The organism is Isoptericola nanjingensis, from assembly GCF_050311635.1.
GTDB lineage: Bacteria > Actinomycetota > Actinomycetes > Actinomycetales > Cellulomonadaceae > Isoptericola > Isoptericola nanjingensis.
Genome location: NZ_JBNOZL010000008.1, coordinates 70496 through 87738 on the forward strand (window position 1 = coordinate 70496; position 17243 = coordinate 87738).

Sequence of the window (17243 nt, forward strand, 5' to 3'; positions counted from 1 at the left end):
CGTGACCTGAGCCGCCTATCAGAATCGAACTGATGACCTATTCATTACGAGTGAATCGCTCTACCGACTGAGCTAAGGCGGCGTGCCGTGCGCCGGTACGGAACCGGATCAACGAGCGCGCCTACAGTACCTGACGCCCGGGCCCGGCTCCAAAACGGCCGGCCGGTTCCGCGCGACAGCACGCGCTGACCTCCGCATACTCGTGCCCATGCAGCCCACGACGTCGCAGAGCACCGTCATCACCACAGGCCGAGGGTGGTGGTGGAAGACCCTCGTCCTCGGCATCCTGCTGTGGGCCGTCACCGCCGCCGTGACGTTCAGCACGCAGAACTCGAACCTCATCCCGACGGTGATCCTGCTCGGCAGCTTCCTCGTCCCGTTCAGCGTGGTGCTGTTCGTCGTCGAGAAGGCCCACGGCTCGATCGACATCATGCTGCTGCTGGGCGCGTTCTTCTTCGGCGGCATCTTCGGCGTGCTGGGCGCGTCGATCCTGGAGTCGCACCTGTCGCCCTCGGTGTGGATCTACGTGGGCGTGGGCGCGATCGAGGAGGCCGTGAAGATCGCGGTGTTCCTGGTGGTCGGCGCCCGGGTGGCGCACAAGACCGGGCTCACGGGAGCGCTGCTCGGCGCGACGGTCGGCGCCGGGTTCGCGGCCTTCGAGTCCGCGGGCTACGCCTTCAACGCGAGCCTCACCCGCCTGGGCCAGATCGACCTGAACTCCCTGCTGCAGACGGAGGCGGTCCGCGGCCTGCTGACGCCGGTGGGCCACGTCCTCTGGACGGCGATCCTGGGCGCGGCGATCTTCGGCGCGGCGTCGGCCGCCGGCAGGTACCGGTTCACCGGCGGCGTGCTGCTCGCCTACCTCACCGTGGTCGCGCTGCACGCCCTGTGGGACTCGATGGGCTTCATCTCCGCGTACCTCGCGATCAAGGTCACCGGCGGGGTGCACTACGAGCTCGCGTACGGCCAGCTGCTGCCCGCCGCGGCCGACAACGCCTCCACCTGGTCGACCGTGTTCTACGTGGTCGGGCTGGTCGTCATCTCCGCGCTGGGCGTGCTGGCCCTGCGGCACTGGTCGCGCACGGGCGCTCAGCAGGTCGCGCCGTCGGCCGGCACCTCGCCGTCCACGAGGTAGGACTCGACGGCGTCGGCCACGCACGTCCGGGACGGCTGGTACGCCGTGTGCCCCTCGCCCTCGTAGGTGAGCAGCACCCCGGAGTCGAGGGTGCTCGCCAGGCCCTCGGCCCAGACGTACGGGGTGGCAGGGTCGTTGGTGGTGCCGACGACGAGGATCGGCGCGGCACCCTTCGCGTGCAGGTCGAACTCCTGCTTCACCTGCGGGTACTCCGCGCCGGCGCAGGTCAGCCCGCCGTAGCCGAAGAACGAGCCCATCGTCGGCGCGTCCTTCTCGATGGCGGCGGCGTCCGCCCGCATCTGCTCGACGTCCGTGGTGGCCCGGTCGTCGAGGCAGCTCACGGCGCGCATCGCCTCCTCCGAGTTGGTGGCGTAGCTCCCGTCCGCGTTCCGGTCGAAGTACTGGTCGGAGAGGTAGAGCAGCGCGTTGCCCGTGCCCTGGTTGATCGCCTCGTCCAGGGCCTGGGTGAGCGCGGGCCAGCTGCCCTGGTTGTAGAGGGTGACGGCGATGCCGTAGAACGCGAGGCTCTGCGTGACCGTGCGGCCGGAGCTCGACGTCTCGTACGGCCGCTCGTAGGCATGGTCCAGCACCTGCCGGATCTGCCGCATGCCGTCGTCCACCGCACCGGTGAGCGGACAGCTCGCGCCCGCCTGGCAGTCCTGCACGTACGCCCGCAGGGCGTTCTCGAAGCCGACGGCCTGCCCGTGGGAGATCTCCTCCGAGCTGAGCGTGGTGTCGATCGCGCCGTCGAGCACGAGGCGGCCGGCGCGGTCCGGGAACAGCCCTGCGTACGTCGCGCCGAGCTGGGTGCCGTAGGAGAACCCGAGGTAGTTCAGGGCGTCGTCGCCGAGCACCGCGCGCAGCATGTCCATGTCGCGCGCTGCGCTCTGCGTGTCCACGTGGCCGAGCACCTCGCCCGAGTTCTCGGCGCACGCGGCGTTCCACGCCTCGTACTCCTCCTGCATCGCCTGCAGCCCGGCGTCGGTGCTGCGGTCGAAGTCCTTGGCCAACGACTCGCCCTTGCGGGCGTCGTCGAAGCACGCCACGGGCGTGGAGCGCTGCACGCCGCGCGGGTCGAAGCCGACGATGTCGAACGCGTCCTGCAGCCGCTTGCCGAAGATCGACCCGTCGGACTGGGCGTCGCTCTGCACGAAGTCGACGCCCGACGCGCCCGGCCCGCCGGGGTTCACCAGGAGCGAGCCCTCCGGGTCCTTGCCGTCCGCCGGGTTGCGCACCAGGGACAGCTCGATGCTGCCCGCGTCCGCGTCCTGCCAGGAGAGCGGAGCCGACGCCGTCGCGCACTGCAGGCCGTCCTCGCAGTCCTCCCACTCGAGCGCCTGCCCGTAGTACTGCTCGAACCCGTCCGGCGCCTGCGACGCCGCCGGGCCGGAGGCCGAGCCCACCGGCGACTGCTCCTTGGCGGGCGCCGTGCACCCGGCGAGCAGCACCGCCCCGGCGACGACGACGGACAGGCCACGCACGGCGGAACGAAGACGCCTCGTGCGGCGGAGGCTCGGGCGGGGGGTGGTGCGGCGGGCGGTCGGGCGGCGCTCGTCGGAGATCACTCGCCCAACCTACCGTCGCCGCAGACCCTGCCCCGACGCGCTCAGCCCGCGGCCGGGACCCAGGCCACCGGGCCCGCGGTGGCGTCCTTCGCACGCGGCGACACCTCGACCTCGCCCAGGTCGCCGAGGCGCACGGTCACGGGCGTCCCCGCGTCGGCGTCCGGCGGGACGGCGACGGCGCTCGTCGTCGGGGCGTAGTCCATCGTGCACGGGCCCGGCTCCGGCTCGACCATGCCGACGACGACCGCCTCGTGCGCGTCGTCCCAGCCGGCCTCGGCCTCGGCCAGGCGCGGGCACGTGCTCGACCCGTACGTCACGACCAGCAGCACGCCGGGCGTGGGCGACCAGGCGACGCCGGCGGGGCTGTCGAACGTCCCCTCCGCGCCCTCGGGCAGGCCGCGCGCGTGCTCCCCGGGCGCCGGCGCGGCCGCGCCGTCGGACGGTGCCGGGCTGACGGACGGGCTGGGCGACGGGCTCGACGACGGCGACGCCGGGGCGGGCGACCCGGACGTCGGCCCGCTTCCCGGCGAACCACCGGACGCGCAGGCCGTCACGAGCACGGCGAGAGCGGCCGCGGCGCCCGCCAGCAGCGGGCCGCGGAGAGCGCGGAGGGGGCGAGCCGTCACGGGGCGACCGTCTCGCGGACGTCCGTGAAACGCAACCGCTCCGGCGTCTCCTGCGGGGCCGCCTTGCGCAGGAAGTCCCGCCGCTTGGCCGCGAAGCCGCGCCGGTCGTCGAAGATGTCCCGCGCCATCTCGGCGAGCTCGATGGTCCGGTAGTACGACAGCGGGCGACGGGGTGCACGCACCTGGGCGGCCGCGGCGGCCTCCGCGCGGCCCTCCGGCGTCGCCAGCGCGGCGGCGCGATCGGCCAGCCACCCGGCGAACCGCGCCGGGTCGCGCGGGCCCACGGCGTCCACCAGGCCGGTCCGCGCCGCCTCCGCGACCGACACCGGCAGCTTGTCGCTGAGCAGCCGGTCGGCGTCGACCTCGCCGAGCCGGGACGCGACGGTCCACGTGTGCAGCTCGGAGCCGAAGATCCCCATGTCGTAGTAGGGGTTGAGCACCACGCCGTCGCGCGCGACGACGACGTCCGCGCACAGGCCCGCCATCACGCCGCCGGCCCCGGCGTTCGCGGTGAACGCGGCCACGGTGAGCTGGTCGGCCGAGGCGATCGCCTCGCACAGGTCGTCGATGGCGCGGATGTTGGCCCACGCCTCCGCGGCCGGGTCGGCGGCCGCCTCGATCGCGCCCAGGTGGATGCCGTTGGAGAACGCGTGCTCGGTGCCGCGCACCACCAGCACCCGGGTGTCCTCCGTGAGCGCCTTCTCCACGGCCGTGGTCAGCCGGCGGCACTGGGCGGTGTGCATGGCGCCGCTGTACGACCGGATCGTGAGGTAGCCGACGTCGCCGTCGCGCTCGTACACGGACTCCGCGAGGGCGGCCGGCGCCGGGCGGAAGGGCACCCCGGCGACGTCGAGCACCCACGACGCGGGCAGCTTGGTGCCGCGCTTCTCGGCCAGGGTCGCGGCGTACCCGACCCACAGCGTGCCGTCACCGGTGGCGATCGCCACGGCGTCCTCGTCGCGCCCCACCACCGTGCCGGGGGCGGCCAGCGGGTCCACCGGCTCGGGGACGGCCACGGCGTCGAACAGGCAGAAGCGCGCGCCCCGCAGCGTCGCGGGGGCGCCGGGCGCGCCGTCGGCCGCGGCGATCGTGCGCGCCAGCTCGGCGGCGGGGCGGGACAGGTCGAGCTCGAACGCGGCCCGGCGCAGCAGCGGCAGCTCGCCGGTGCCCGGCACCTCCCGCTCGAGGCGGTCGGCGGGCGTCGGCTCCTCCCCCGCCGCGACCTTGCGCAGCACCTCCTCGACGCACGCGAGCGCGGCGTCCGCCACGAGCCCGTTGTACAGGGCGCTCTTGGCGATCGGCGCCTGCTGACCCGTGGGCAGCGCGAACGTCGACGTCGCCCACACGGGGCCGGCGTCCATCTCCTCCACCGTGGACAGGGCGGTCACGCCCCAGCGGTCGCGGCCGTCGAGGATCGCGTGGTCCAGGGAGGAGGGGCCGCGGTCCCCCACGGGGCCCGGGTGCACGACGACCGTGGTCCACCGCCGCCACACGTCCTCGGGCACGCGGTGCTTGAGGAAGGGCGCGAGGACCAGGTCCGGGCCGATCTCCTCGACCCGCGCCGTCAGCTCCTCCGGCGAGCCGAACGCCGGCGCCAGCTCGACGCCCACGTCGTGGCCCCGGTCCGCCAGGTGCCCCCACACGCGCTGCGTGAGCCCGTTGAACGCCGAGACGAGCAGCAGGATCCTCATGCCAACCCCCAGTCTGGTCGCGGGGCCACCATGGCCCCCGCCGCGGAACACCTCACCGCATGAAGGGGTGATGAGGCAACTGTCGCCGCAGGGACACGCGCGGGGTGGTCAGCCCTGGGGGCGGAGCGCGACGGCCATCGCCTCGAGCGCCAGGAGCGGCGCCACGTTGCCCTCGAGCCGCTCGCGGGCGACGCCGATCGCGTCCATCCGGCGGATCGTCTGCTCGGGCGTCGAGTCCGCCGCGAGCGCGCGCACGGCGCCGTCGTGCTCGGCGTTCACGAGCTCGACCGTGGCGCCCAGCTGCACCACGAGCACGTCCCGGTACAGGGACAGCAGGTCCACCATCGACCGGTCGAGCACGTCGCGCTGCCGACGCGTGGCGCGCCGCTTCTGGTCGTCCTCGAGCTGCTTGAGCTGCGAGCGCAGCCGGGGCGGCAGGGTGTCGCCGTCCTGCACGCCGAGGGCGCGCATCAGCTCCGCCTTCTCGACGGCGTCGCGCTCGGCGGTGGCCGCCACGGCCTCGGCCTTCGCGACGTCCACGAGCTCCCCCGCCGCGAGGACGGCGTCCCCGACGCCGCGGATGCGCCGCGCGATCTGGAGGACGGCGTCACGGCGCTCGCGCGCGTCGGCGTCGCGGGCGAGGCGCCGCGCCAGCCCGACGTGCGACTGCGCGGCGCGGGCGGCCGTGAGCGCGACCGCCGGGTCGACGCCGTCGCGGCGCACCAGCAGGTCCGCCACGTCCCGGGCCGGCGGCACCCGCAGCACGACGCCACGGCAGCGGGAGCGGATGGTGGGCAGCACGTCCTGCGCGCTCGGGGCGCACAGCACCCAGACGGTGTGCGGCGGGGGTTCCTCGATCGCCTTGAGCAGCACGTTCGTGGTGCGCTCGGCCATCCGGTCCGCGTCCTCGACGACGATCACGCGGTACCGGCCGGACGACGGCGTCCGCGCCGCGGTCATGATGAGGTCGCGCACCTCGTCGATGGTGATGACGACCTTGTCGGTGGCCACGACCGTGAGGTCGGGGTGCGTGCCGGCGAGCGTCGTCGTGCAGGCGTGACACCTCCCGCAGCCGCCGGTCTCGCCGTCCGTACCGGTGCACTGCAACGCCGCGGCGAACGCACGGGCCGCGACCGACCGGCCCGAGCCGGGCGGGCCGGTGAGCAGCCACGCGTGCGTCATCGCGGCCGGGTCCGTGGCCGCGCGGAGCAGGGTGGCGACGGCGTCCGGCTGCCCGACGACGTCGTCCCACACGCTCACTCGCGCCCCTCCCCGGCCGAGCTCTGCGTGTCCCGGTCGGCGTCCTGCGCGGCCGCGGCCTCCTCGACCACGGGCGTGAGGTCGAGCCGGGCGGCGACGTCGACGCGCACCTGCGCCTGCACGTCGTCCAGGCTCGCCGAGGCGTCCACCACGACCCAGCGCTCGGGGTCGGCGGCGGCCCGGCGCAGGAACGTGTCGCGGGTGCGGCGGTGGAACTCGTCCCCCGCGCTCTCCAGCCGGTCCGGCTCGCCCGACAACCGGGCGGCCCCGACCAGCGGGTCGAGGTCCAGCAGCACGGTGACGTCGGGGAGCAGGTCGGCCGTGGCCCACAGGGAGAGCGCCTCGATCTCCTCCTCCGACAGCTCCCGGCCTCCGGCCTGGTACGCCACCGAGGAGTCGAGGTAGCGGTCGGTCACCACGACGGCCCCGCGCCCGAGCGCCGGCCGCACCACCGTGGCGACGTGGTGGGCGCGGTCCGCCGCGTACAGCAGGGCCTCCGTGCGCGGGTCCAGGTCCTCGCCGTGCAGCACCTCCCGGCGCAGCGTGGCCCCCAGGTCCGTGCCGCCCGGCTCGCGCGTCACGACCACCTCACGGCCGGTGACCTCGTGCAGCCAGTCGCCCAGCAGGCGCACGTGCGTGGTCTTGCCGGCGCCGTCGCCGCCCTCGAACGAGACGAAGTACCCGGGTGCGCTGCTCACTCCCGACACCCTAGCCGTGACCGACGACACCGCCGCCCGCCGTAGCGCCCGGCTCGGTGCGGGGGCACGATGGCAGTGATCCCTCGACACGCAGGAGGTTCGATGTCCACCCAGCCGCAACCCTCCCAGACCGTGCTCAGCGAGGAAGAGTGCTGGGCGCTGCTCGCCGGGCAGAAGACCGGCCGGCTGGCCACGTCGGTGGCCGGCGAGCCCGAGATCTTCCCCGTGAGCTTCGCGGTCGCCGGCCAGCGCATCTTCCTGCGCACCCAGCCCGGCACCAAGCTCGCCGAGGTGACGATCAGCCCCCGCGTCGCGTTCGAGGCCGACGAGATCGGCGACGACGGGGCGTGGAGCGTCGTGGTCAAGGGCCGCGCGCAGGTCCTCGAGCGGGAGGAGGACCTGGAGGAGGCCCGCGCGACCGGACTCGTCAGCTACCTCGAGGACGGCAAGACCATCTGGGTCCGCATCACGCCGAGCGAGGTCTCCGGCCGCCGTCTGGTGCCGGGCGACCTGCGCTGACGGGCGCGAGCCCCCCGGTCACTCCCCCGGGTAGACGACGCCCACCTGGCGACGGACGTCGTCCATGGTGCGCATGACCTCGAGCGTGCCGTCCCACGACATGCGCGGGCTCTCGACGTCCCCCGCCGCGATCCGGCGGGCCACCTCGGCCGCCTGGTACTGCTTGCCCTCGCCGCGGAAGCCGTCGTACGCCCAGGTGGCGCCGTCGTGCCTCTCGACGGTGAACGAGGTGGGCGCGTAGAACGTGCGCGCCACCTCGATGCGCCCCTCGGTGCCCGAGATCACGGCCGTGTTGGCGGTGCGCGCCCACAGCGTGGTGGACAGCGTGGCCTGCGTGCCGCCGGGGTAGCCGAGCACCATGCCGATCTGGCCGTCGACGCCCGTCTCGGTGAGCGCGCCGACGGCGGTCACGGTCTCGGGCGCGCCGAGCAGGTCCTGCGCGAAGGAGACGGGGTAGACGCCGAGGTCCAGCAGCGCGCCGCCGGCCAGCCCGGGCGCGTAGAGCCGGTGGGCCGGGTCGAAGGGGAACTGCTGGCCGTGGTCGGCGATCACGCCGACGACGCGGCCGATCTCGCCGCGCGCGATCACGCCCCGCAGCGCCGCGACGTGCGGCAGGAACCGCGTCCACATCGCCTCCATGACGAAGACGCCGGCCTCGCGGGCGGCGTCGAGCACCTCGCGCGCCTGCGCCGCGTCCTGGGTGAAGGCCTTCTCGACGAGCACGTGCTTGCCCGCGCGGATCGCCAGCAGCGCGTGCTCGTGGTGGTGCGAGTGCGGCGTCGCGACGTACACGACGTCGACGTCGGGGTCGGTCACCAGGGCGTCGTAGTCGCCGTGCGCCCGGGCGCCCGGGGCGTGCGCGGCGGCGAACGCCTCCGCCTTGGCGACGTCGCGCGAGCCCACCGCGACGACGGCCGCCGCCGTGTGCTGCCGGACACCGTCGGAGAACGACCCGGCGATGTTGCCGGCACCGAGCACGCCCCAGCGCACGGCCGGCGCGGTCCGCGGGTCGGGCACCGTCCCGGCGAGGTCGTCGGTGGTGAGGCCGGGCGCGAACGAGGCGGGTGTGACGTCGGTCATGGCCGACACGGTACCCGCCGGGGCGCGAGGTCGAGGCGAGCGCTCGAAGTCGATGTCACGGACTTCGACCTCGAGCCTCCCGCCTCGACCTCGGCGGGGCGTCTCGATCTCATGCGGGGGCGCCGAGCGACGCCGCGACCACCCGGTTCGCGACGTCGCGCACCTGCTCCAGCTCGACCAGGCTCAGCCCGCTCGCCGCGACCACCTTCGCCGGCACCTCCTCCGCCCGGTCCCGCAGCGCGCGGCCGGGGGTGGTGAGGTGCAGCTCGACGACGCGCGCGTCGCCGGAGCCGCGGCGCCGCTCCAGCAGCCCCTGGCGCTCCAGCCGCTTGAGCAGCGGCGAGAGGGTGCCCGGGTCGAGCAGGAGCCGCGCGCTCAGCCCGGTGACCGTCGTCGTCGCGCCGGCGCGGTCGTCCTGCCACAGCCCGAGCATCACGAGGTACTGCGGGTGGGTGAGACCCAGCGGCTCGAGGATCGGGCGGTAGATCGACACCATCGCCCGGGCGGCCGCGGAGAGCGAGAAGCACACCTGCGCCTCGAGGCGCAGCGGGTCGGCGGGCAGGTCCATGCGCCCACCCTACGGTTCGACATATAGTTGGCGCACCAATGGTTGGCGCACCAAGTTTTACGAGGGAGTGTCATGGCACGCCGCGAGGACGACGACCGGACCTGGGGCATGAAGGTCACGGAGAGCCTGCTGCGGTTCTTCGGGCCCGCGTCCATCCGGCGCACGCCGCCGATCCCGCCCAGCGCGGAGGACCTGGCCCGGGACGCCGCGCTCCGCAGCTCGCTGCAGCGCGTCACGCGCCCCGACGGCCACGTGTACCTCGTCGAGCGCAAGGACTGACCCCCGCCCTCGTGGCGGGGCGCTACTTCTTGGCGGTGGACTTCTTCGCCGCGGGCTTCTTCGCGGCCGGCTTGCGCGTCGTCGTGCGCTTCTTGGCCGGGCCGGCGGCCCGCTTCTCCGCCAGGAGCTCGATCGCCCGCTCGGGCGTGATGCTCTCGGGTGTCAGGTCGCGAGGCAGCGTCCGGTTGGTCTCGCCGTCGGTGACGTACGCGCCGAAGCGGCCGTCCTTGACCACGATCGGCTTGCCGCTCGTCGGGTCGTCGCCCAGCTCGCGCAGCGGCGGGGTGGCCGCGCGGGCGCCCCGGCCGCGCTTGGGCTCGGCGTAGATCTTCAGCGCCTCGTCCAGCGTGATCGTGAAGAGCTGCTCCTCCGACGCGATGGTCCGCGAGTCCGTGCCCTTCTTGAGGTACGGGCCGTAGCGGCCGTTCTGCGCGGTGATCTCGTCGCCCGACTCCGGGTCGGTGCCGACCACGCGCGGCAGCGACAGGATCTTCAGGGCGTCGTCGATCGTCACCGTCTCGAGCGTCATCGACTTCAGCAGCGACCCGGTGCGCGGCTTCGGCTGAGCGGCCTTCGCCTTCTTCTGCGCCGCCGCCGACAGGTTCGGGTCGATCTCCGGCAGGTCGAGCACCTCGGTCACGTACGGGCCGTAGCGGCCGTTCTTCGCGATGATCTCGGTCCCGGACACCGGGTCGGTGCCGAGCACCTTGCCGTCCTCCGCGCCCGCGGCCAGGAGCTCGCGCGCCTTCGCCACCGTGAGCTCGTCGGGGGCGACGTCGTCGGGGATGGACGCGCGCGGCGGGTTCTCCCCCTCCGCCACCTCGGCGCCCAGGTCCTCGACGTACGGGCCGTACCGGCCCACGCGCACGCGGATGCCCTCGCCGATCTCGACCGAGTTGATCGCCACGGGGTCGATCTCGCCGAGGTTCTCCACCAGCTCGTGCAGGCCCCAGCCGGTGCTGTCGCCCGAGCCGTCGCCGAAGTAGAACCGCGTCAGCCACGCCACGCGGTCGCGGCTGCCCGACGCGATCTGGTCGAGGTCGGCCTCCATCTCGGCCGTGAAGTCGTAGTCGACCAGCCAGCGGAAGTGCTCCTCGAGCAGCCTCACGACGGCGAACGCGAGCCACGTCGGCACCAGCGCCTGGCCCTTGGTGCGCACGTAGCCGCGGTCCTGGACCGTCGAGATCGTCGCCGCGTACGTGGAGGGGCGGCCGATGCCGAGCTCCTCCAGCGCCTTGACCAGCGACGCCTCGGTGTAGCGGGCGGGCGGGGTGGTCGAGTGCCCCTCGGCGGCGAGGTCGTCGCCGCGCAGCGGGTCGCCCTCGGCCATGCGCGGCAGCCGCGCGTCCTTGCCCGACGCGCCGGCGCCGTCGCCCTCGGCGACGTCCGTGCCCTCCTCGTACGCGGCCAGGAAGCCGCGGAAGGTGATGACGGTGCCGGACGCCGAGAACACGGCGTCGCGGCCCGCGAGCCCGCCCGCGGCGTCGGCCAGCGAGGCCGCGAGGCGCACGGACGCCGTCGACCCCTTGGCGTCGGCCATCTGCGAGGCCACGGTGCGCTTCCAGATCAGCTCGTACAGCTTGAACTGGTCGCCGGAGATCTCGCGGGCCACCTGGGCGGGGGTGCGGAACGAGTCGCCCGCGGGGCGGATCGCCTCGTGCGCCTCCTGCGCGCCCTTGTTCTTGGAGGCGTACAGGCGCGGGGCGCCCGGCACGTACTCCGGGCCGTACAGCTCGGCCGCCTGCCGGCGCGCGGCGTCGGTCGCCTCCGCGGACAGCGACGGCGAGTCGGTCCGCATGTAGGTGATGTAGCCGTTCTCGTACAGCGCCTGCGCGGTGCGCATCGCCTGGCGCGCGCTCATGCGGAGCTTGCGGCCGGCCTCCTGCTGCATCGTCGACGTGGTGAAGGGGGCGGCAGGCTTGCGGGAGTACGGCTTGGTCTCGAGCGACCGGACGGCGAAGGCGGCGTCCGCGAGGCCCGCGACGACGGCGCGCGCCGACGCCTCGTCGAGCTGGACCACACCGGTGCGCACCTTGAGGCGGCCGCGGTCGTCGAAGTCCCGGCCGGACGCCACGCGGTCGGCCCCGAGGCCGGTGAGGCGGGCGCGGAACGCCTGCCCGGCGTCGTCGCCCTCGGTCGGCGCGAACTGCCCGGTGACGTCCCAGTAGTCGGCGGGGACGAACGCCATGCGCTCGCGCTCCCGCTCCACGACGAGCCGCGTCGCGACGGACTGCACGCGGCCCGCGGACAGGCCCTGGCGCACCTTGCGCCACAGCACCGGCGACACCTCGTAGCCGTACAGGCGGTCGAGGATGCGGCGGGTCTCCTGCGCGTCGACGAGGTCCTCGTCGAGCTCGCGGGTGTTCTCCAGCGCCCGCAGGATCGCCTCGCGGGTGATCTCGTGGAACACCATCCGCTTGACCGGCACCTTGGGCTTGAGCTCCTGGATGAGGTGCCAGGCGATGGCCTCGCCCTCGCGGTCCTCATCGGTGGCGAGGTAGAGCTCGTCGGCCTCCTTGAGGGCCTTCTTCAGCTCGCGGACCTTCTGCTTCTTGTCCGCGTGCACCTCGTAGTAGGGGTCGAAGCCGTTGTCGACGTCGACGGCGAACTTGCCGTACGGGCCCTTCTTCATGTCCGTCGGCAGGTCGCGCGGCTGCGGCAGGTCGCGGATGTGCCCGACGCTCGCCTCGACCTCGAAGTCGTCACCGAGGTAGCCCTGGATCTTGCGGGCCTTGGTGGGCGACTCGACGATCACGAGCTTGCGTGGCTGGGGCATCCGTTCCTGCTTTCCCTGGTGCTGCGGCGGTGCGGGCGGCGTGCTGCCGAGGTGGTGATGGTGGCCGGCCGACCGGTCATGTCACGGTACGACATCTGCTCGTCACTTCCCCGACACGGCCGCCGGGCGGCACTCTACCGAGACGTGCGGCGGGGCTGCGCGGTGAGCTGGCGGAGCACGAGCAGCGCCGCGAACGCCGCCGCGGTCACCGCGAGCACGCCCAGGGCGCCCGCCGCGTACGCGGTGAGGTCCGGCGACAGGGGCACCGGGTCGCCGTTCGTGACGAGCCCCACCAGCGTGCCCCCGGAGACGACGACGCCGACCGCCGACGCGGCCAGCAGCAGGCCCGCGACGACGTACGACGCGGGCGCCGCGTACGACCCGCCCGGGCGGCGCGGCTCGTCCGTCGACGACGCGGGCGTGAATGCGCACACGGCGGCCCCCCACGCCAGGACGACGAGCAGCGCGGCGACGACGTCCGACGGGCGGTGCCACTGCCCCACGAGCGTCGAGACGCCGGTGGCCGCCGTGTAGGCGGCCCCGAGGATCGCGACCACCGGTCGCCAGGCCCGCGGCGTGACGAGCAGCAGCGCGACCGACACCGACGCGGCGACGGTGGTGTGCCCGCTGGGCAACGTGTTGGGCCCGGTCCACCCGGGCAGCAGCTCGGGCCTGTCGAGGACGCCGTGCTTGAGCACCTGCGTGGTGACGTTCGCACCGCCCACGAGCACCGCGACCTGCAGCGCCAGCGCCCAGCGGCGCCGCACCAGGGCGACGAGCATCGCCGCCCCGACCCCCGCGACGACGAAGGCCACGGAGACGACGTCGAGCACCGGCTCGGCGACGCGCCACAGGCGACCCTGGCCGTGCGTGGCGCCGAGGAACGCGAGCTCGTCGACCCGCTGGCCGGCCGTGGTGCCGACGAAGAGCCGCCAGGTGAGCCACACCCCGAGCGCGGCGAGGACGGCGACCACCGCGGCCGCGACCCGCGGCGCGGTCCGCGCCTGCGGGACGGCCCGCGGTCCGCGCCACGCGCCGACCGGCAGGATCGGCGCACCGACGCCCGCCGTCCCCTGCGAGGGGGTCGGCGGCGTCTGAGGGCGCGTCTCCGTGAGCACGGGACCACGCTACCGACTCCGGTGTGTCGGAAACGTATGCGCGGGGTGGGGACCTCTCAGCGCTACGGGGCGGTGTGCCGCAGGGTGACCGTGTTGGAGAAGACCTGGCGGACGTTGGGGTCCTTGGGGATGTACTCGACCTTGATGAAGGACTTCCCGGGCGAGCCCGCCAGCAGCACCCCGGGCACCCGGATGGTCCGCCGCCCGTCGTCGACCTTCCACGACCAGTTGGTCCAACAGCCGGCCCACCTGGAGTGGCGCGACTGCGGGTCGCGCGTCCAGAGGCACAGCCGGCCCCGCTCCGGGAGGCCCGCCGTCGTGACCGTGACGGTCGCGCGGACCGACCGCCGGTCCGACCAGTCGGCGGGGAAGGATCGACGGTCCATGCGGAAGGTGACCTTCGGCCGCGCCTCGGCGACCTTCTGGCTCCAGGACCGCTGCGACCGCTCGAAGGTGGACGGCCCGACGTACTTGACCACCATGGACTGCCTGTCGCCGCCGTGCGGTTCCACCCGGGTGGCGGGGACGTACAGGGACGCCTTCCCCTTGGCGAGCGTGCCGGTGCGCAGCTTCTTGCCGTACGACCACAGCTCGACCCGGCCCGTCGGCGTGGCGCCGGGCGACGAGACCGTCACGGCGATCCGACGCCCCTTGCCGTAGGTCCACGTCTTCCCGGTCGACACCGCGACGGACGTGGCGCGCGGGCGGACGTCGAGCGCGTGCCACCGGTCGACGCGCTCCTCGTACTCCGGGGCGCCGTCGAACTCGACCGCCAGGAACGAGTCGCCGAACGCGAGCCGGCTCGCCGGGAACCGCAGCGTCGCCTTCCCGCCCACCACGGCGGCGGAGGCCAGCGATTTCCCGTCGCTGCTGCGCGTGACGGACACGCGCCCACCGGGCGTCCCGAGCGTGGACGTGACCCGCACCGGCACGACGACGTCGGAGCCGTAGCGGACCGAGGACGGCACCGTGGCCTTCACCGTGACCGGCTTGCTCGTGGCGTGCACCCGGGCACCCCAGCTCGACACGGGGTCCCCCGCGGCGGTCGTGTGCTGGAACCGGAGGGTCCGCCAGCCGGGCACCTCCGTGCCGTCGAGGGCGAACGCGGCGACACCGTCGACCAGCGGCGCCGACCGCTCCACGCCGCCGCCGAGGTCGACCGTCACCGCGCCCTCCCTCGGCTCGTCCGTGCCGGTGAGGTCGAAGCGGAGCGCGTGCGCGTCGCCGTAGTACCACTCCGTCGCGCTCAGCACGGGGCTCGTGGGCTCGACGACCTCGACCACGACCGAGCCGGTCGAGCGGACGGGGTACTGCCCGGTCTCCGGGTCGACGCCCGCGGACGTGTCGACATGCCCCGCGACGACGCGGAGAGGGCCGGGTCTGAGGTCGGCACTCGAGATCACGATCGTGGCCCGGCCGTCCGTCAGCGGTGCGCGTGCACCCGAGCCGGCCGCCAGCCAGGAGACCTGCCCGACGCCGGGTGCCCCGTCCCGGGTCACGCTGACCTCGAGGGTGATGTCCTGCCCCCGCCACCACCGCTCGTGGACGGGCGCGACGACCGTGCTGTCCTGCTCGACGTCGGCCACGGCCGTCGGCACCGCCAGCCCGGTCGACATCAGGGCGAGCGTCAGCATCGCGCCGATCGCCCCCAGCCTCCGCCGCACTCCTGCGCCCACGCGCACACCACCCTCCGTCGAGACTGCGTGGAACATAGCGGCAGGTCAGGCGCCGATCTAGCCCTCCAAGGGCACCTTTTGCCCAGTTTGCCGAACTTCATACGCCCCTGGGGTATCTCGTCGGCGGGCGCAGGCCGCCGCGGGCGGCGACGGAGGGTTCAGCGGGCGAGCTCCGGCGGCAGGCCGGACGACGCGCCCGCGCCCACCAGGTCGGCGTCGTGCAGGTGGCACGCGACGCGCCGGTCCTCGCCCGTGCTCGGCGGCCCCAGCACGGGGCGCACCTGCCGGCACACGTCCATCGCGTGCGGGCAGCGCGGCGCGAAGGGGCAGCCGGCGCCGAGCCGCTGCAGGTCGGGCGGGGCGCCGGGGATGCCGGACAGCTCGCGCCGGGGGCCGTGCAACGGCGGGAACGACCCGAGCAGCCCCGACGAGTAGGGGTGCCGGGGCCTGCGGTAGACCTCCTGCGCGGTGGCCTCCTCCACGATCTCCCCCGCGTACATGATCGCGATGCGGTCGGCGACCTCGACCAGCAGGGAGACGTCGTGGGTGATGAGCACGACGGAGAACCCGAGCCGGTCGCGCAGCTCCATGATCTGCTCGAGGATCTGCCGCTGCATGACGACGTCGAGCGCCGTCGTCGGCTCGTCCATGAGCAGCACCTGCGGCTCCAGGGCGAGCGCCATCGCGATCATCACGCGCTGCCGCATGCCGCCGGACAGCTGGTGCGGGTACGCGCGGAGGCGGTCGGCGGAGATGCCGACCATCTCGAGCAGCTCCGCGGCCCGCGCCTCGAGGTCCCGGGGCGACAGCCCGGGCCGGTGTGCCCGGATGCCGTCGGTGAGCTGCCGCCCGATCCGGAAGACCGGGTTGAGGGAGCTCATCGCGCCCTGGAACACGATGGCGACGTCGCGCCAGCGGGCGGCGCGCAGCTGCGCGTCGGTGAGGCCGAGGACGTCGCTGCGCCGGCCGTCGCGGTCGGTGAGCCACACCTCCCCGCCGGTGATGAGGCCGGGCGGCGGCAGCAGCCGGGTCGCGGCGTACGCGAGGGTCGACTTGCCGCAGCCCGACTCCCCCGCCAGCCCCAGCACCTCGCCGCGGTGCAGCGTGAGGTCGACGCCGCGCAGCACGTGCGTCGGGTCGTCGCCGAAGCCGTAGTCCACGTGCAGGTCGCGGATCTCCAGCACGGGCTCGCTCATCGTTCCTCCTCGGTGTGCGGTGCGTGGTGCAGGGCGGGGCGCCCGACGTCGCGCACCCCGGGCCCCGTCGGCCTCACCACCGGGGTGAAGCCGACGCGCGGGCGGATGCCGCGGCGGCGCAGGGTGCGGGCGTGCATGCCGGTGCTGCGCAGGCGCGGGTTGACCAGCTCGTCGATGCCGAAGTTGATCAGCGTGAGCGCCATGCCGAGCAGGGCGATGCACAGGCCGGCGGGGACGAACCACCACCACGCGCCGCGCTGCAGCGCAAGGTTGTTCTGGGCCCAGAACAGGATGGTGCCCCAGTTCCACTCGCTCACCGGCGTGATGCCGATGAACGCGAGGGTCACCTGGCTCAGGACGGCGAACGTCACGGTGCCGACGAAGCCCGCCGCGATGATCGCCGTGAGGTTGGGCAGCACCTCGGCCAGCACGATGCGCCACGTGCGCTCGCCCGTGGCCCGCGCGGCCTCGACGAAGTCCCGCTTGCGCAGCGACAGGGTCTGGGCGCGCAGCACGCGCGCGCCCCAGGCCCACCCGGTGACGCCGATGACGAGCGCCACCGTGATGCCCCCGGCGCTGGGCAGCTGCGCCGCGATGATGATGATCAGCGGCAGCTGCGGGATGACGAGGAACACGTTCGACAGCGCCGAGAGCCCTTCGTCGCCGAGGCCGCCGACGAACCCGGCCGTCACGCCGACGATCACGCCGAGCGCGGTGGCCCCGAGCCCGGCGACCAGCCCGACGACGAGCACGCCGCGCGTGCCGACGATGATCTGGGACAGGATGTCGCGCCCGGTGTGGTCGGTGCCGAGCCAGTGCGCGCCGGACGGCGGCTGCAGCAGCGCTGTGCTCACCTGGTCCGGGTCGTAGGGCGCGATCCACGGCCCGACGACGGCAAGGATCCCGAAGAAGACGAGGATCACGATGCCGACGAGCGCCTTGGAGTTGCGCAGGAACAGCAGCCGCGGGCGCCGGCCGGGGCGCGCGACGCCCTGCGCGACATCGTCGGGCTCCGTGGGTGCCGCGACCTCGATCGCGGTGGTCGATGTGGCCATG

General features: G+C 74.2%; 15 protein-coding genes and 1 tRNA gene. 3 read left to right on the forward strand and 13 right to left on the reverse strand.

Going from position 1 to position 17243, the window contains the following annotated elements; translation table 11 throughout:
* Nucleotides 1-9: 9 nt before the first annotated feature.
* A tRNA-Thr gene (locus tag ACQP6G_RS16590) sits at nt 10-82 on the reverse strand.
* A gap of 126 nt (nt 83-208) precedes the next feature.
* Between ACQP6G_RS16590 and ACQP6G_RS16595 the strand changes: the two genes are divergently transcribed.
* Nucleotides 209-1135, forward strand: coding sequence for a PrsW family glutamic-type intramembrane protease (locus ACQP6G_RS16595; protein WP_429765882.1), 927 nt, complete (start codon nt 209-211; stop codon nt 1133-1135).
* Here the strand turns inward: ACQP6G_RS16595 and ACQP6G_RS16600 are convergent.
* From ACQP6G_RS16600 to tmk, 5 genes are all read right to left on the reverse strand, one after another.
* Nucleotides 1090-2700: an alpha/beta hydrolase gene (locus tag ACQP6G_RS16600; protein ID WP_429765884.1), complete on the reverse strand. Its 1611-nt coding sequence runs from the start codon at nt 2698-2700 to the stop codon at nt 1090-1092. The two genes, ACQP6G_RS16595 and ACQP6G_RS16600, sit on opposite strands and share 46 nt — an antisense overlap.
* Nucleotides 2701-2741: 41 nt before the next feature.
* Complete coding sequence (locus ACQP6G_RS16605; protein WP_429765886.1) at nt 2742-3326, reverse strand: hypothetical protein; 585 nt, start codon at nt 3324-3326, stop codon at nt 2742-2744.
* Nucleotides 3323-5017 (reverse strand): enoyl-CoA hydratase-related protein, encoded by a 1695-nt coding sequence (locus ACQP6G_RS16610; RefSeq protein ID WP_429765887.1) that lies wholly within the window; start codon nt 5015-5017, stop codon nt 3323-3325. Before ACQP6G_RS16610 ends, ACQP6G_RS16605 begins: the two co-directional genes overlap by 4 nt.
* 108 nt (nt 5018-5125) lie before the next feature.
* Nucleotides 5126-6277 (reverse strand): DNA polymerase III subunit delta', encoded by a 1152-nt coding sequence (locus ACQP6G_RS16615; protein ID WP_429765889.1) that lies wholly within the window; start codon nt 6275-6277, stop codon nt 5126-5128.
* Entirely contained in the window at nt 6274-6975 is a 702-nt protein-coding gene (tmk, locus tag ACQP6G_RS16620) for a dTMP kinase (protein ID WP_429765891.1), read from the reverse strand. The genes ACQP6G_RS16615 and tmk overlap by 4 nt, the downstream gene beginning before the upstream one ends.
* A 102-nt stretch (nt 6976-7077) precedes the next feature.
* Here tmk and ACQP6G_RS16625 point away from each other — a divergent pair, with 102 nt between their 5' ends.
* Nucleotides 7078-7494: a pyridoxamine 5'-phosphate oxidase family protein gene (locus ACQP6G_RS16625; protein WP_429765893.1), complete on the forward strand. Its 417-nt coding sequence runs from the start codon at nt 7078-7080 to the stop codon at nt 7492-7494.
* Nucleotides 7495-7512: 18 nt separating this feature from the next.
* Here ACQP6G_RS16625 and ACQP6G_RS16630 read toward each other — a convergent pair whose 3' ends face one another.
* Nucleotides 7513-8574, reverse strand: coding sequence for a Gfo/Idh/MocA family protein (locus tag ACQP6G_RS16630; RefSeq protein WP_429765895.1), 1062 nt, complete (start codon nt 8572-8574; stop codon nt 7513-7515).
* 109 nt (nt 8575-8683) lie between these two features.
* Entirely contained in the window at nt 8684-9142 is a 459-nt protein-coding gene (locus ACQP6G_RS16635; RefSeq protein ID WP_429765896.1) for a MarR family winged helix-turn-helix transcriptional regulator, read from the reverse strand.
* Between the two features lie 72 nt (nt 9143-9214).
* Between ACQP6G_RS16635 and ACQP6G_RS16640 the strand changes: the two genes are divergently transcribed.
* Nucleotides 9215-9421 carry a hypothetical protein gene (locus ACQP6G_RS16640; protein WP_429736341.1) on the forward strand — a complete coding sequence of 69 codons (207 nt, stop codon included), beginning with the start codon at nt 9215-9217 and terminating at the stop codon, nt 9419-9421.
* Nucleotides 9422-9443: 22 nt separating this feature from the next.
* On the opposite strand, the gene topA is transcribed toward ACQP6G_RS16640, so the two are convergent.
* The 5 genes from topA to ACQP6G_RS16665 form a co-directional block, all read right to left on the reverse strand.
* A complete protein-coding gene (gene topA / locus ACQP6G_RS16645; protein ID WP_429765898.1) occupies nt 9444-12197 on the reverse strand; it encodes a type I DNA topoisomerase in 2754 nt (917 codons plus the stop codon).
* Nucleotides 12198-12331: 134 nt separating this feature from the next.
* Nucleotides 12332-13315 (reverse strand): phosphatase PAP2 family protein, encoded by a 984-nt coding sequence (locus ACQP6G_RS16650; RefSeq protein WP_429765900.1) that lies wholly within the window; start codon nt 13313-13315, stop codon nt 12332-12334.
* Between the two features lie 62 nt (nt 13316-13377).
* Nucleotides 13378-14991 carry a hypothetical protein gene (locus ACQP6G_RS16655; protein ID WP_429765901.1) on the reverse strand — a complete coding sequence of 538 codons (1614 nt, stop codon included), beginning with the start codon at nt 14989-14991 and terminating at the stop codon, nt 13378-13380.
* A gap of 158 nt (nt 14992-15149) precedes the next feature.
* On the reverse strand, nt 15150-16187 hold the full coding sequence (locus ACQP6G_RS16660; protein WP_429765902.1) for an ABC transporter ATP-binding protein: 1038 nt from the start codon (nt 16185-16187) through the stop codon (nt 15150-15152).
* Nucleotides 16184-17242, reverse strand: a complete 1059-nt coding sequence (locus ACQP6G_RS16665) for an ABC transporter permease (protein WP_429765904.1) — start codon at nt 17240-17242, stop codon at nt 16184-16186. Before ACQP6G_RS16665 ends, ACQP6G_RS16660 begins: the two co-directional genes overlap by 4 nt.
* Between the last annotated feature and the right edge of the window lies 1 nt (nt 17243).